Raw genomic sequence first — 15,462 nt, 5'->3', positions numbered from 1 at the left:
TAAGGAGGGGAACAGATGGCTGACAAACCAGCTCGTTCTAAACAAATTGAAACTGAAATGACCCTTGAGCAAGTGAAAGAACAACTCACTGAGCTCGGAAAAAAACGTGGCGTTCTTACATATGAAGAGATTGCAGAACGCATGAATGGATTTGAAATTGAATCCGATCAAATGGATGAATACTATGAATATTTAGGTGAACAAGGGATTGACTTAGTTGGCGACAATGACAACGACGAAGGCCCTAATAATCGCCAAATAGCAAAATCGGAAGAAGAATTCGACCTCAATGATTTAAGTGTACCACCAGGGGTTAAAATCAACGATCCTGTTCGTATGTATTTAAAAGAAATTGGTCGTGTAGATTTACTATCTGCAGAAGAAGAAATTCGACTTGCAACGCGTATTGAAGAAGGCGATGAAGAAGCGAAACGTCGTCTTGCAGAAGCAAACTTACGTCTTGTAGTAAGTATTGCAAAGCGCTACGTGGGCCGTGGTATGCTTTTCTTAGACTTAATTCAAGAAGGGAATATGGGTCTAATTAAAGCGGTTGAAAAGTTCGATTATCGTAAAGGTTTCAAATTTAGTACGTATGCAACTTGGTGGATTCGCCAAGCAATTACACGTGCGATTGCAGACCAAGCAAGAACAATTCGTATCCCAGTTCATATGGTTGAAACGATTAATAAGTTAATTCGTGTACAACGTCAATTATTACAAGATTTAGGACGTGAACCATCTCCTGAAGAGATTGGTGAAGAAATGGATCTTGCTCCAGAAAAAGTACGTGAAATCTTGAAAATTGCACAGGAGCCAGTTTCTCTTGAAACACCGATTGGTGAAGAAGATGACTCCCATTTAGGTGATTTCATCGAAGACCAAGAAGCAACATCGCCTGCGGACCATGCAGCGTATGAATTGCTAAAAGAACAATTAGAAGATGTGTTAGATACACTAACAGATCGTGAAGAAAATGTTCTACGTCTTCGTTTTGGTTTAGATGATGGACGAACTCGTACGCTTGAAGAAGTTGGGAAAGTATTCGGCGTAACGAGAGAACGTATCCGTCAAATTGAAGCAAAAGCACTTCGTAAATTGAGACATCCAAGCCGTAGTAAGCGTCTTAAGGATTTCTTAGAATAGGCTACCTTTAAGTTTACTTCACTTTTGTGAAGTAAACTTTTTTATTTTGTTAATTTTTGTTAAACTTTAGCTGTCAGCAACGATTACAATTTCTTGTAATTTATTTTACAGAATTGTCTTTTGATTTGCAAATGCTCATTTTTCGATTTTTCGATTAATTTTGTTTATTCTATACAAAAATATATGTAGAAAAGTGAAAAATATGATGAGAAACGTTAATAATTATCGAAATAATAAGCGATATAACAATAAAAAACAATAAACTGAATTTATGGAATATTTTTAACGATTAGTAGTTTACTCTTTTCTGATAGAGCGTTTTCAAGTACAATGGAAATGACTGAATCATCTAACTATTTAGGGGTATAGAGGGGGGAGAAGAGATATGAAACGTAATCCGCTGATTCCGTTCGCTCTTATTGCAGCATTGGGTATTATCGTTATGTTTGTATTTTCATTTCAGGGGCTAAATAAATCTAAAGAGTTAGCTGATGCAAAAAATGGCGGGAAGCCAGCACAAACAGCATCCAAGCCAGAGGATATTGTGAAGCAAAGCTGTACGAGCTGCCACGGTGATCAATTACAAGGGGCGGTAGGACCTAATTTACAAAAAATTGGTGGGAAACTTTCAAAGGATGAAATTAAAGAAATTCTTTCGAAAGGAAAAGGCAATATGCCACCGAATATAGTTCCAGCTGATCAAGCCGCTAAAGTAGCTGATTGGTTATCGAAGAAAAAATAAAGTTCCGTATGACAAGCCTTTTGCTTAAGCAAAAGGCTTGTTTTTCTATATTTTCTAAAATACGATGAATGATAGAGAAGTGAATTGTTGTTATAGGCTTGCAACAACTACTATAAATTCATTATCATGGAGACAGACTGACAAGAGAAGGAGTAATGGAAATACATGAATGAAGTAAAGCTTTCAAAACGATTAGAAGAAGTTGTGCGTGAAATACCAGTAGGATCTACAGTTGCCGATATTGGATCGGATCATGCGTATTTACCGTGTTATACAATTATAAATAATATTGCTACTAAAGCAGTTGCTGGAGAGGTTGTAGATGGACCATTTCGCTCTGCGCAGGCAACTGTAGCTGAAAGTGGCTTACAAGATCAAGTAGATGTGCGTAAAGGGAATGGATTAGCTGTTATCGCGCCAGGAGAAGTAGATGTAATTACGGTTGCCGGAATGGGCGGAGCGTTAATTCGTGATATTTTAGAAAGTGGTAAAGAAAAATTAGAAGGTGTAACACGTTTAATCTTACAGCCGAATATTGCAGCGCATCACATTCGTGAATGGTTTATTGAGAATGGATGGGAGCTTATCCATGAAAAAATCGTAAAAGAAGATGGGAAAATTTACGAGATTTTAGTAGGGGAGCGAGGAAATATCACGGTTCCTTACTCTGAAAATAAACAGGCTGAATTATTTATGGGACCATTTTTAATGAAAGAAAAAAGTGAAGCTTTCGTTGAAAAGTGGGAAGGAGAATTAAAAAACTTCCAAAATATTTTAAAGCAGTTAGAACGTGCGGCTGATTCTGAAGAAACAAAAGCGAAGCGTGCGGAAGTAGAAGCGAAAATGAAAATGATAGGGGAGGTTTTATCATGAGTAAAATTCCAAATGGCCATGAAATTATTTCGTTATTTGAAAGTATGTATCCGAAGCATTTGGCGATGGAAGGAGATAAGATTGGCTTGCAGATTGGAGCGCTTAATAAACCCGTGCAACACGTATTAATTGCGTTAGATGTAACGGAAGAAGTTGTGGATGAAGCAATTCAATTAGGAGCGAATGTCATTATTGCGCATCATCCTTTAATTTTTAACCCGCTAAAAGCGATTCATACAGATAAGGCATATGGGAAAATTATTGAAAAGTGTATTAAAAATGATATTGCAATCTATGCCGCACATACAAATGTGGATGTTGCTAAGGGCGGGGTAAATGATTTACTTGCTGAGGCGTTAGGATTGCAAAATACAGAAGTTTTGGCACCGACATATGCAGAAGAAATGAAAAAAATTGTTGTGTTTGTACCTGAAACTCATGCAGAAGAAGTACGAAAAGCATTAGGAGACGCAGGTGCTGGTCATATCGGCAATTATAGTCACTGTACGTTTAATAGCGAGGGTACAGGTACGTTTGTACCTCAAGAGGGGACAAATCCTTATATCGGGGAAACTGGACAGTTAGAGCGCGTAGAAGAAGTGCGAATCGAAACGATTATTCCAGCTTCACTACAACGAAAAGTGATTAAAGCAATGGTAACAGCACATCCATATGAAGAAGTAGCCTATGATGTGTATCCACTTGATAACAAAGGTGAAACGTTAGGGCTTGGAAAAATAGGGTATTTACAAGAAGAAATGACACTTGGACAGTTTGCGGAACATGTAAAGCAATCGTTAGATGTAAAGGGTGCGCGAGTTGTTGGGAAATTAGATGATAAAGTGCGCAAAGTAGCTGTACTTGGTGGCGATGGTAACAAATACATCAATCAAGCTAAATTTAAAGGTGCGGATGTATATGTAACAGGTGACATGTATTATCATGTTGCCCATGATGCGATGATGCTCGGTTTAAATATCGTCGACCCAGGACATAACGTTGAAAAGGTAATGAAGCAAGGTGTACAAAAGCAATTACAAGAAAAAGCAGATGCAAAGAAACTGAATGTACATATTCATGCTTCGCAGTTACATACAGATCCATTTACATTTGTATAAGAAAATAAAAACCGTTGCTCATATAGGCAACGGTTTTTATTATTGTTCTTTTTTCACTTTTACACGAGGTAATATTTTTTGTAACGGTACTTTTCGAACTCTTTCCCATGTAGCAGGATTCATTGGGTCATATTGCTCTAAGAAAGCGATAACCTCTTTTGTAATTGGTGTTGGAGTAGAAGCGCCTGCTGTAACAGCTACGTTCTCGACACCTTGTAGCCATTCTAATTTGATTTCACTTACGTCCGCAACGCGGTATGCTTTCGTACCAGCGATTTCTTGCGATACTTGTGCTAAACGGTTTGAGTTATTACTTTTCGGGTCACCAACAACAATTGTTAAGTCTGCAACATCAGCTTGTTTGGCAACAGCTTCTTGGCGAACTTGAGTTGCTAAACAAATTTCCTTATGGAACTCTGCTGTTGGGAATTTCTTCTGAATGTCCTCCATTAAATGTTGAACATCCCATTGACTCATCGTTGTTTGATTTGTAACTAAAATTTTATCCGTTGGGATTTCTAATGTTTTTAAATCATCGGCTCTTTCGATAAGATGAACGATGTCAGGTGCGATACCAACTGCGCCTTCTGGTTCTGGATGATTTTTTTTGCCGATATAAATGACATGGTAACCTTCAGCTTTCTTTGCTTCAATAAGGTCATGTGTTTTTGTAACATCTGGGCAAGTGGCATCGATTGTTGTTAAACCTTTTTCTTTTGCACGCTGTTTAACTTCTGGAGAAACACCGTGTGCAGTGAAAATAACAGTACCAGAATCAATTTTATCTAAAATGTCTAATCGACTTGGACCGTCTAATGTAATGATACCATCTTCTTCGAATGCATCTGTTACATGTTTGTTGTGAACAATCATACCTAAAATATAAATAGGTCTTGGTAATGATGTATCTAATGCGGCGTTACGTGCAATAACCATCGCGTCCACAACACCGTAGCAATAACCACGAGGGGAAATTTTAACAATTTTCATATGAGTAATCCTCTCCTTCTAAACAAGAGATACTTTTGTGCATAGTCTTTTACATTATAAAGGAGGAGTGGATAGAAAACAAAGGATTGTTACACATATAGTTTTGGTTTTGTTGCTATTTTTTGAACAGGCTCCTCGCGCACTTCTTTTTCTATAACTGACTCAATCACCATTTTTTTTCTTTTTCTTTTTTTTTGTGGAGGAGGTGGAGTTGCTACTTCAACCTTTTCTGTTACGTCTTCAGTTTGATCTTCGGTTGGATTTTCTTCCGTACTTTTTCCAGAGGTGAGGATTTTAACGATGCTTGGTAGGTTACGCATAATGGGACCGTACTGTTCGACGACAGGGCTTACAGATTGAACGACTTGTGATACTTTTTCGATATTATTTATCATATTAGTTGGATTCGAAATTAAATTCGAAAAAAAACTACCGATGCCGCTACTTGATGCGGTTGTAGTTGCTGCACCGCCGCGCGTTTCGTTTGATTCATACATTTGAGGAGGGATCATTTGCTCGGGATGATGCTGCATGTATGGTTGATATTGCTGTTGATATTGTTGCGGGTATTGGTGTTGGTATTGTTGCTGATATTGCTGTCGATATTGAGGTGGCGGTTGCTGGTGCATCATTGGCGGTCCTTCCATTTGTCGATAAGGCGGAACCATTTGCATGAAAGCTTCGGTTGGATCGTGTTTTTTAAAGAGTTTAGCAAGAAATCCTTTCTTTTTTTGTGCCATCGGTGGTAGTTGTGGAATTGGATATGGTGTATAAGGTTGCTGCCCTGGATTCGGATACATTTGCCTCATGGGGGATTTTGGAAACATGTGAGAAATCCTCCTTTCTTCAGTTAGGTATATACACATACAATATGCAATAAGAGGGAAGAAGGTTAGTTTTTGAAGTAAAAACCTAAACTAAAGATGGATTTTACTTGTAGATTTCGATATAATGTAGACTTGACTGATTTGTGCGCGCAGTAGAAATTTAGAAAGAAGGTGTAACTTATGACACAACAAACTTTTACACAGTATGATTTTAAACCATTTTTAATAGATGCAGTTCGTGAACTACGCTTTACAGAGCCGACAGGAATTCAACAGAAAATTTTCCCGGTCGTGAAAAAAGGTGTAAGTGTAATTGGACAATCCCAAACAGGTTCTGGGAAAACACATGCATACTTACTTCCTACATTGAACAGAATTAACCCAGGTCGTGAAGAAGTACAACTTGTTATTACAGCGCCTACTCGTGAGTTAGCACAACAAATTTACGAAGAAATCGTGAAATTAACAAAGTTCTGTGCGGAAGATCAAATGATTACAGCACGTTGTTTAATTGGTGGAACTGATAAACAACGATCAATTGAAAAGTTGAAAAAACAACCTCATATTGTAGTTGGAACACCAGGACGTATTAAAGACTTAGTAGAAGAACAAGCACTGTTTGTTCATAAAGCAAATACAATTATTGTCGATGAAGCAGACTTAATGCTTGATATGGGATTCATTCATGATGTAGATAAGATTGCAGCACGCATGCCTAAAAACTTGCAAATGTTAGTTTTCTCTGCAACAATTCCTCAAAAACTAAAACCGTTTCTGAAGAAATACATGGAGAATCCAGAGCATATTCATATCAATCCAAAACAAGTTGCGGCTGGAAATATCGAGCATTATTTAGTGCCTTCTAAACATCGTAACAAAATCGATTTAGTGAAAAGAATGTTGCTACAATTTAAGCCGTATTTAGCAGTTGTTTTCACGAATACGAAGAAAATGGCAGATCAAGTTGCTGACGGATTAACGGAACGCGGCTTAAAAGTTGGACGAATTCACGGAGATTTATCACCTCGTGATCGTAAAAAAATGATGAAACAAATTCGTGACCTTGAATTCCAATATATTGTTGCAACTGATTTAGCAGCTCGTGGTATTGATATTGAAGGAATTAGTCATGTTATTAACTACGAACTTCCATCAGATTTAGATTTCTTCGTTCACCGAGTGGGAAGAACAGCACGTGCAGGCTATTCAGGTATTGCAGTGACGATTTATGATCCAGCAAACGAAGAAGCGTTAGATAGTTTAGAAAAACAACGCCATATCGAGTTTAAACATGTAGATTTACGCGGAGATGAGTGGGCGGATTTAGGTGAACGTCGTCGTCGTAAGAGCCGTAAAAAACCAAATGATGAACTTGATGTTATGGCAACGAAAGTTGTTAAAAAACCGAAAAAAGTAAAACCAAACTATAAACGTAAACTTGCAACAGAACGTGACAAAGTGAAAAGAAAATATAGCAATAAAAAAAGATAAGGGATTTCCCTTATCTTTTTTTATCTAGCTATTTACGAGGATAATAATCAGTGGAGAATGGAAAAACAATTCACTACATATTTCTACAAATTATGCTATCATTATATCTATTGTATATTGAAGAGGTGATTGTATGTTAAAGATTGGATCTCATGTTTCTATGAGTGGTAAGAAAATGTTATTAGCAGCAAGTGAAGAGGCTGTTTCATACGGTGCAACGACGTTTATGATTTATACAGGTGCACCGCAAAATACAAGAAGAAAACCAATTGAAGAATTGAATATAGAAGCAGGAAGAAAACATATGGAACAAAACGGTATCGAAGAGATTATCGTACATGCGCCATATATTATTAATGTTGGAAATACGACGAAGCCAGAAACATTCCAATTAGGTGTAGATTTCCTTCGTATGGAAATTGAAAGAACATCAGCATTAGGTATGGCAAAACAAATCGTTCTTCACCCAGGTGCGCACGTTGGTGCAGGGGCAGACGCTGGTATTCAACAAATTATTAAAGGACTGAATGAAGTATTAACGCCAGATCAGACGGTGAACATTGCGTTAGAAACGATGGCAGGAAAAGGAACAGAATGCGGCCGTAGCTTTGAAGAAATTGCAAAAATTATTGATGGTGTAACATATAATGAAAAACTATCGGTATGCTTTGATACATGCCATACGCACGATGCAGGATATGACATTGTAAATGACTTTGACGGTGTATTAAACGAATTTGATAAGATTGTTGGTATCGATCGTTTACAAGTACTTCATATTAATGATAGTAAAAATGTACGCGGCGCAGGAAAGGACCGTCATGAAAATATCGGTTTCGGTCATATCGGTTATAAAGCATTGCATCATATTGTGCATCATCCGCAATTAATGCACGTACCAAAAATTCTGGAAACACCATATGTAGGTGAAGATAAAAAGGACAAGAAGCCGCCATATAAATTGGAAATCGAAATGCTGAAAAATGGTACTTTTGATGAAGGACTCCTTGAGAAAATTAAAGCGCAATAAGCAATAAGGAGGGGAATATCCCCTCCTTATTTTAGTAGTTGTTGAAATAAAGTATTTACTTGTTGGGCAGTAGCGGGCGAGGTTACTTGAGCTATTTGTTTTAAGAGCGCTAGTCGTTCGTCATTATCGTAAATGTTAATATTCTTTCCTTTCATAAGTCCAACAATTTGATCAGCTTGTGCAGTCGTAATTGGAACATCATATTCTTTACTATATTTCAATAATTCCTTTGTAGAAATATGATTTAATTTTTTATTTACAAGTTGTTTAATGAGGTTCATCGAGTTATCCTCCTTCACACGTTCTTCTATCGAAATATATGAGTACGTAGCTTGTACATATTCATATAGAGCTTCTTTTTTCATGAGAAAAAGAAGCGTATGTTATAATATAAGGACAAAAATATAGAAAAAGAGTATAGGGAGGACTTATGGAGCAGAAGCAACATCGAAAAGAAAGTGTTATCCATCTTATGTATCGTTTAGTTATGATTATTTTTGGAGCAGCATGCGCAGCGGTAGCGATTGAATTATTTTTAATGCCAAATAAAATTATTGATGGTGGAATTATTGGTATTTCTCTTATATTAGATTATCTTACTCCTAATATTTGGTGGTTAAGTTTCTCTACTTTGGTCGTTATTCTCAATATCCCATTTATGTATTCGGGTTATAAGCAAATTGGAAAAACGTTCATGTTATCTTCGGCGTTCGGTATTGTAGCTTTAGCGTTTATTGAATCAACGTTACATGCTGTTCCGCCATTTACAACAGAGCCAATTTTAGCTACAGTGTTTGGTGGTCTTATTTTAGGTCTTGGTGTAGGGCTCGTTATTCGTCATGGTGGATCAATGGACGGAACAGAAATTATGGGTATTTTATTAACGAAGAAATTACCTTTCTCCGTAGGCGAATTTGTAATGTTTGTGAACTTATTCATTTTTGCATGGGCAGCATTTGTATTTGGTGTTGAACAAGCGATGTATTCTGTTATGACGTACTACATTGCATTCAAAACAATTGATACAGTCATTCAAGGTTTAGATGAAACGAAAGCTGTTTTAATTGTATCAGATCAATATGAGGAAGTATCAAATGCGATTTTGCATCGTCTTGGTCGTGGAACTACAAAGCTTGTAGCGAAAGGCGGTTACACGGATAAAGAAAAAGAAGTTATTTATGCAGTGGTAACACGTCTAGAAGTGACAAAGTTAAAATCAATTGTGTATGAAATTGATGCGAATGCGTTTGTTACGATTATGAGTACACAAGAGACAAATGGTGGTAAGTTTAAATCGGCTATTCACTAAAAAATTAATTATAATATCTTTTGAAAGCAGAGAATTTTTCTCTGCTTTTTGTTATAATAGTAAGGTTTCTTGAAAAAGTAGATATATTTTAGGCAGATTGGTTTACAACTATAATAAGCTGTACTATAATTCAAATAGATATAAATCGGAATCATTCTGAATTAAAATAGGTGAGATGCTATGAACAATATATTAGAAATAGAAGGATTGTCATTTCGATATGAAGATCGAAATGTGTTAGAAGATATAAATTTGCAAGTTCCGAAGGGAGCTTTTTTAGGTTTAGTTGGGCCAAATGGTTCAGGGAAATCCACTTTGCTAAAATGTTTATTAGGCGTTTTAAAGCCAAAACAGGGAAGCATTCGTTTGTTTGGTGTTGATAGTAAGAAGTTTAAAGAATGGAACAAAGTTGGTTATGTGTCGCAAAAGGCAAATAGCTTTAATTCTGGTTTTCCGGCAACTGTGTTTGAAGTTGTGTCAATGGGACTCGTTTCGAAAAAAGGGCTGTTTCGCTTTTTTACGAAAAACGATAAGAAAAAGGTAGAAAAAGCGATTGCTGATGTAGGAATGAGTGAGTTTCAAGGGCGTAATATTGGAGAACTTTCTGGTGGACAACAACAGCGCGTATTTATTGCTCGTGCGCTCGTTAGTGATCCTGAATTACTTATTTTGGACGAGCCCACTGTTGGAATTGATGTGAAGAATGTAGAAAGTTTTTATGAGATATTAGAGGATTTAAACAAAAGGCTAGGAATCACATTAATTCTCGTTACGCATGATATGGGAGCTGTTACCGAGAAAGTAACACATGTTGCATGCTTAAACAAACATTTACATTTCCATGGAAATGTAGAAAAGTTCCGAGAGTTAGAAGATGCAGAAATGTCCGTCTTATATGGACACCATGTTCATCGTTTAGAACACGAGCATGAGCATCACGGGAGGATATAATGATACAAGATTTTTTACAATATGACTTTTTACGTAACTCTTTATATGCAGGAATTTTAATAGGACTTGTTGCACCGCTTATAGGTGTATTTGTTGTCATTCGCCGCATGTCGCTTATTGCGGATGCATTAAGCCACGTGACATTATCGGGTATTGCTGCAAGTTTACTACTAGAAAAAACAATTTTCACAGGGGGATTTTTAAATCCGTTATATATGGGGATGATTTTTTCTATTGGTGGGGCGTTACTTATTGAAAAACTACGTACTGTATATAAACATTATCAAGAATTAGCAATTCCAATTATTCTTTCAGCAGGAATGGGGATTGGCGTTATTTTTATTTCACTTGCAAATGGGTTTAACACAGATTTATTTAGTTATTTATTTGGTAGTGTAAGTGCTGTAACAAGTACGGATTTAATAATTATCGGCATTGTAGCAATTGTTGTTATTGTAACGATTACTTTATTATACAAAGAGTTATTTTTACTATCGTTTGATGAAGAATACGCTGTATCAACCGGTTTGAGTGCAAAGTGGATTCACTTTATTTTCATTATATTGGTTGCGCTTGTCATTGCGGTATCAATGCGTGTAGTGGGGGTTCTTCTCGTATCATCATTAATGACGTTACCAGTTGCAGCAAGTATTCGTATTGCGAATGGATTTAAACAAACAATTTTCTTCTCCATTTTATTTGGTGAAATTGCAGTAATTGGTGGAATGTTTGCTTCGTATCAACTTGATTTAGCACCAGGTGGTACAATTGTTATGATAGCAGTTCTTATTTTAATTGGTGCGATTTTATGGAAGAAGAAAAAAACTGCATAAAGTAGGGATAGATATGAATCTAACAGAAGCTTTACGCCTAATGAAAGATAAAGGATACAAACATACTGGGAAAAGGGAAGAAATGCTCAGGTTATTTGCAGCTCACAATCGTTATTTAACGGCGAAGGACGTTTTAGAGCATATGAAGGATGATTATCCAGGTCTTAGCTTTGACACGATTTATCGTAACTTAACGGTGTTTGCTGAAATCGGTGTTTTAGAACAAACGGAATTAAACGGTGAAAAACATTTTCGTTTTACATGTTCTATTATGGAACATCATCATCATTTTATTTGTTTAGATTGCGGAGGGACGAAAGAGATTACTTCTTGCCCGATGGATTTTATGAATAAAGATTTTAATGGTTATGAAGTAACAGGTCATAAGTTTGAAATATACGGACGTTGTCCAAAATGTGCAAAGTAAAAGCTCGTTAGTTCTATAACTGACGAGCTTTTTTACGTAGAAAAGAAGGTTGCTCACAAATGTTGTGGGCAACCTTCTTTTTATTGTTCTTGTGTTTCTTTTTCTTTTTCTCGTTCAGCAGCCATTTCAGCAGCAATTACGTCGATTTCTTTTTTCAGTTCTTCTACCATTATTTCTTCTGGTACTTTACGAACGACTTGCCCTTTGCGGAATAATAGTCCTTCTCCGCGCGCGCCGGCAATACCGATATCAGCTTCACGAGCTTCACCAGGACCATTTACAGCGCAGCCAAGTACTGCAACCTTAATTGGTACTTGTAGTGTAGAAATGTACTCTTCCACTTCGTTAGCGATGCTAATTAAATCAATTTCAATACGACCGCAAGTTGGACAAGAAATAAGTGTTGCTGCATTAGATGCAAGGCCGAATGACTTTAATAGTTCACGCGCAACTTTTACTTCTTCAACTGGGTCAGCACTTAATGAAATACGTAGTGTATTTCCGATGCCTTTGCTTAAGATTGCTCCAAGACCAGCGGCACTTTTTACAGTTCCGGCAAATAACGTTCCAGATTCTGTGATACCTAAATGTAGTGGATAATCAAAAGCACGTGCAGCTTTTTCGTATGCTTCAATTGCCAAGTTAACATCAGAGGCTTTCATAGATACGATAATATCATGGAAATCTAAGTCCTCTAAAATTTTAATGTGATGCAGGGCGCTCTCAACCATACCATCTGCAGTTGGGTATCCGTACTTTTCTAAAATGTGACGCTCTAATGAACCTGCGTTTACACCGATACGGATTGGAATGCCGCGTTCTTTTGCTGCATTTACAACAGCTTCTACTTTATGGCGACGACCAATGTTACCTGGATTGATACGTACTTTATCAATGCCGCCTTCAATTGCTTTTAAAGCAAGGCGATAATCAAAATGAATATCAGCAACAAGTGGAATGTTGATTTGTTTTTTAATATCAGCAATAGCATTTGCTGCGCGTTCGTCTGGAACAGCAACACGCACGACTTGGCAGCCAGCTTCTTCTAAACGTTTAATTTCAGCAACTGTTGCTTCAACATCATGTGTTTTTGTTGTTGTCATACTTTGTATAATTAATTCATTATTACCGCCAATTGTTAAATTACCGACTTTAACTGGACGTGTTTTTGTACGATGAGTCATTTCATTCACGAATAGATCGCTCTCCTTATAAAAGAAGTTTCTTATTTAGTCCCTTATATCAATGATAGTATACGTGATACAGGGCTATAGAAACCGAAGTGCTCGGTTTCACTTTTACTATTGTATCAGCGCCTTTATGTAATTGACAAGGATTAAGTGATTGCTTATTGATATAACGGGAATTTATAAGACTTTCCAAGTTGTATTTTTGTAGCAGGTGTATTTTTATTTAATTGTTTAAAATCATCAATTACTTTTTCGATAGAAGGAATTTTCTTCTTATTAATCGCTTCTGTAATGGAAAGAACCGTATCACCTGTTTTGACTTCAATTGTTTTATAAGTGACATCTGTTTCTTTTTCCGCTTTGTTTTCTTTCTTTTGTTTTGTATTTGTACTTTCTTGTTTTATCGTTTCGGCCGCATTTGTCTTTTTATATGAACTTAACATCGGTAAAGTGCCGATTTTTATATCGTAATAAAATATATAACCAAGAACAAGCACGAATAAGAATATACCTAATCTCTTCATATTCTTCACTCCTTTGCTAGGAATATATGCTTGTCCAAAAAAAAAATGCCTATTTAGGCATTTTTTTCGTTCGGTTTTGGAACTTCTTTAATTGTTAAGTATAGAACAATTAAAACAACTGCGATATAAATGAATGTTGAGCCAGGTACAACGATTTTGAATAAATCCATAATCATAAAGAAGATGGTTGGAATTGTGTAGCTGTAGGCAGTTAACGTCCATACTTGCTTATAAGATAATTTACGTTGACCACTCATAGCAGAACCGATAAACGCAAGTAAAGTAATTCCTAAGAAAGTAATGAACAATTGGAATAGATATACTAACACTCCGATAACAGCTAGTAAAATTGGATAAATACTATCGAATACAGAAATGAAATCTTGCAAATCTTTTTTCTCAAGAGATGTCCCTAATAAATCATTGTAGGAGTATGTTTGCGTCTGGCCATTTCCTATAGAAACTACTTTATCTTTTAAAATAAATAAACCAGTTTTATTTTGATACTTTTCGATATCTGTTGTATTTGGATCAAATACGAAAAGAGCATCTCCCTCTTCTTTTTGAATAGGTTGTTCAATATCAGCTTTTAGTTCACCATTTTCGATTTTAAAATCAGGTAAATCTTTTTCAATTGCTTGATTTACCATAGTAACACTATCTTGGATAAAGCTACCGTAAAAGAATGTTCTTGGAATAGTAGTGATTAGACAAAGTAGCATAATATACAAAATGGTTTTTCCGATTTTTTGAAAACGGAATAGCGCCATATCTTTAGGCGAATATACGCTTTTGACTAATTGGGTAAATATGGACATAGATTCACTTCCTTTATGTATGTATAAAATCATTGTAACGTAGGAATCTAGGGAATCTCAAGATATATTATATTTACATATAGTAGAGATAACTAAATTTCTTTTTATTAATTTTCTTCTTTTAAATGAGAAAAATACAATTGACACTTTTCTTTTCTATATGGTAAATTTATCTTACATTTCTTAAAGGATATATCCGATAGGAATTCCTTTATTTGATGTATTATTACATACATAATTGTGGACCCTTAGCTCAGCTGGTTAGAGCAGACGGCTCATAACCGTCCGGTCGTAGGTTCGAGTCCTACAGGGTCCATATCCATTTCACATGTTTATTATGTCAGTAGGAAGCTTCCTTGTAGAAGGGAGCTTTTTTTATGAAATATATGAGCATTTTAATTGAAAAGAAGTGGGAATTTTGCTACTTTAATGATAGCAAGACAATGTGATTTATTTGTTTGCACCCTATGGCAATTAGGGTAGAATGTAGTTGTATGTCACTTAAGTGGCAATACATAAACTGGGAGGAATATAACAATGGCAAAACACGAATTACCAAATTTACCTTATGCGTATGATGCTTTAGAGCCTCACTTTGACAAAGAAACAATGAACATCCATCATACAAAACACCATAACACGTACATCACAAACTTAAACGCTGCTTTAGAAGGTCATGCAGAATTAGCTGACAAAAGCGTAGAAGAATTAGTTGCAAACTTAAACGAAGTACCAGAAGCAATCCGTACAGCAGTACGTAACAATGGTGGCGGACATGCTAACCACACATTCTTCTGGACAATCTTATCTCCAAACGGCGGCGGACAACCAGTAGGCGAACTTGCAACTGCAATTGAAGCGAAATTCGGTAGCTTCGATGCATTCAAAGAAGAATTCGCAAAAGCTGGCGCAACTCGCTTCGGTTCTGGTTGGGCTTGGTTAGTAGTAAATAATGGTGAGTTAGAAGTAACAAGCACGCCAAACCAAGATTCTCCTCTAACTGAAGGTAAAACTCCAGTTATCGGTTTAGATGTTTGGGAACATGCTTACTACTTAAATTATCAAAACCGTCGTCCAGACTACATCGGTGCATTCTGGAACGTTGTAGATTGGAACGCTGCTGAAAAACGTTACCAAGAAGCAAAATAATTGTAATAACGATAGAAAAAAGCTAGGAGAATGCTCCTAGCTTTTTT

17 protein-coding genes and 1 tRNA gene are annotated in these 15,462 nt (G+C 36.4%); 12 read left to right on the top strand and 6 right to left on the bottom strand.

Features of this window, described 5'->3' with window-relative positions; all coding sequences use genetic code 11:
* Positions 1–15: 15 nt before the first annotated feature.
* The 4 genes from rpoD to MR070_RS02835 all read left to right on the top strand — a co-directional run bounded on the left by rpoD (position 16) and on the right by MR070_RS02835 (position 3,876).
* Positions 16–1,143: an RNA polymerase sigma factor RpoD gene (gene rpoD / locus MR070_RS02850; protein ID WP_000764060.1), complete on the top strand. Its 1,128-nt coding sequence runs from the start codon at positions 16–18 to the stop codon at positions 1,141–1,143.
* Between the two features lie 385 nt (positions 1,144–1,528).
* Positions 1,529–1,885, top strand: coding sequence for a cytochrome c550 (gene cccA / locus MR070_RS02845; protein WP_000828145.1), 357 nt, complete (start codon positions 1,529–1,531; stop codon positions 1,883–1,885).
* A 165-nt stretch (positions 1,886–2,050) separates the two neighbouring features.
* Positions 2,051–2,758 carry a tRNA (adenine(22)-N(1))-methyltransferase gene (locus MR070_RS02840; RefSeq protein ID WP_001006560.1) on the top strand — a complete coding sequence of 236 codons (708 nt, stop codon included), beginning with the start codon at positions 2,051–2,053 and terminating at the stop codon, positions 2,756–2,758.
* Positions 2,755–3,876, top strand: a complete 1,122-nt coding sequence (locus tag MR070_RS02835; RefSeq protein ID WP_000036211.1) for a Nif3-like dinuclear metal center hexameric protein — start codon at positions 2,755–2,757, stop codon at positions 3,874–3,876. Before MR070_RS02840 ends, MR070_RS02835 begins: the two co-directional genes overlap by 4 nt.
* 39 nt (positions 3,877–3,915) lie before the next feature.
* Here MR070_RS02835 and MR070_RS02830 read toward each other — a convergent pair whose 3' ends face one another.
* Positions 3,916–4,866, bottom strand: a complete 951-nt coding sequence (locus tag MR070_RS02830) for a 4-hydroxy-3-methylbut-2-enyl diphosphate reductase (protein WP_000706669.1) — start codon at positions 4,864–4,866, stop codon at positions 3,916–3,918.
* An 89-nt stretch (positions 4,867–4,955) separates the two neighbouring features.
* Positions 4,956–5,693, bottom strand: coding sequence for a YqfQ family protein (locus MR070_RS02825; protein ID WP_242260500.1), 738 nt, complete (start codon positions 5,691–5,693; stop codon positions 4,956–4,958).
* A 180-nt stretch (positions 5,694–5,873) separates the two neighbouring features.
* Here MR070_RS02825 and MR070_RS02820 point away from each other — a divergent pair, with 180 nt between their 5' ends.
* A complete protein-coding gene (locus tag MR070_RS02820; RefSeq protein WP_000194027.1) occupies positions 5,874–7,184 on the top strand; it encodes a DEAD/DEAH box helicase in 1,311 nt (436 codons plus the stop codon).
* A 133-nt stretch (positions 7,185–7,317) separates the two neighbouring features.
* Positions 7,318–8,214: a deoxyribonuclease IV gene (locus MR070_RS02815; protein ID WP_000912464.1), complete on the top strand. Its 897-nt coding sequence runs from the start codon at positions 7,318–7,320 to the stop codon at positions 8,212–8,214.
* 26 nt (positions 8,215–8,240) lie between these two features.
* On the opposite strand, the gene MR070_RS02810 is transcribed toward MR070_RS02815, so the two are convergent.
* Positions 8,241–8,495 carry a DUF2624 domain-containing protein gene (locus MR070_RS02810; RefSeq protein WP_001048963.1) on the bottom strand — a complete coding sequence of 85 codons (255 nt, stop codon included), beginning with the start codon at positions 8,493–8,495 and terminating at the stop codon, positions 8,241–8,243.
* Positions 8,496–8,644: 149 nt separating this feature from the next.
* Between MR070_RS02810 and MR070_RS02805 the strand changes: the two genes are divergently transcribed.
* The 4 genes from MR070_RS02805 (at position 8,645) to MR070_RS02790 (ending at position 11,734) form a co-directional block, all read left to right on the top strand.
* Positions 8,645–9,523, top strand: coding sequence for a YitT family protein (locus MR070_RS02805; RefSeq protein WP_000435966.1), 879 nt, complete (start codon positions 8,645–8,647; stop codon positions 9,521–9,523).
* A gap of 180 nt (positions 9,524–9,703) precedes the next feature.
* Complete coding sequence (locus MR070_RS02800) at positions 9,704–10,474, top strand: metal ABC transporter ATP-binding protein (protein ID WP_001059652.1); 771 nt, start codon at positions 9,704–9,706, stop codon at positions 10,472–10,474.
* Positions 10,474–11,307: a metal ABC transporter permease gene (locus tag MR070_RS02795; RefSeq protein ID WP_000613823.1), complete on the top strand. Its 834-nt coding sequence runs from the start codon at positions 10,474–10,476 to the stop codon at positions 11,305–11,307. Before MR070_RS02800 ends, MR070_RS02795 begins: the two co-directional genes overlap by 1 nt.
* Before the next feature lie 13 nt (positions 11,308–11,320).
* The gene (locus MR070_RS02790) at positions 11,321–11,734 is read left to right on the top strand and encodes a Fur family transcriptional regulator (RefSeq protein WP_001054512.1); all 414 of its coding nucleotides are present in this window, start codon (positions 11,321–11,323) and stop codon (positions 11,732–11,734) included.
* Between the two features lie 80 nt (positions 11,735–11,814).
* On the opposite strand, the gene ispG is transcribed toward MR070_RS02790, so the two are convergent.
* The 3 genes from ispG to MR070_RS02775 all read right to left on the bottom strand — a co-directional run bounded on the left by ispG (position 11,815) and on the right by MR070_RS02775 (position 14,266).
* Entirely contained in the window at positions 11,815–12,918 is a 1,104-nt protein-coding gene (gene ispG, locus MR070_RS02785; protein ID WP_011040674.1) for a flavodoxin-dependent (E)-4-hydroxy-3-methylbut-2-enyl-diphosphate synthase, read from the bottom strand.
* 164 nt (positions 12,919–13,082) lie between these two features.
* Entirely contained in the window at positions 13,083–13,448 is a 366-nt protein-coding gene (locus MR070_RS02780; RefSeq protein ID WP_000825406.1) for a hypothetical protein, read from the bottom strand.
* Positions 13,449–13,501: 53 nt separating this feature from the next.
* On the bottom strand, positions 13,502–14,266 hold the full coding sequence (locus MR070_RS02775) for a DUF1189 domain-containing protein (protein ID WP_000021910.1): 765 nt from the start codon (positions 14,264–14,266) through the stop codon (positions 13,502–13,504).
* A gap of 242 nt (positions 14,267–14,508) precedes the next feature.
* Here MR070_RS02775 and MR070_RS02770 point away from each other — a divergent pair.
* Both MR070_RS02770 and sodA read left to right on the top strand, forming a co-directional pair.
* Positions 14,509–14,582: transfer RNA gene (locus MR070_RS02770), tRNA-Ile, on the top strand.
* A 221-nt stretch (positions 14,583–14,803) separates the two neighbouring features.
* A complete protein-coding gene (gene sodA / locus MR070_RS02765) occupies positions 14,804–15,415 on the top strand; it encodes a superoxide dismutase [Mn] (RefSeq protein ID WP_001052031.1) in 612 nt (203 codons plus the stop codon).
* Positions 15,416–15,462 lie beyond the last annotated feature (47 nt).

Source organism: Bacillus cereus group sp. BfR-BA-01453 (assembly GCF_022662915.1).
In the GTDB taxonomy this organism is placed as follows: domain Bacteria; phylum Bacillota; class Bacilli; order Bacillales; family Bacillaceae_G; genus Bacillus_A; species Bacillus_A paranthracis.
The sequence above is the reverse complement of the archived record's forward strand: the minus strand, read 5'-3'. Positions and strand labels throughout refer to the sequence as shown.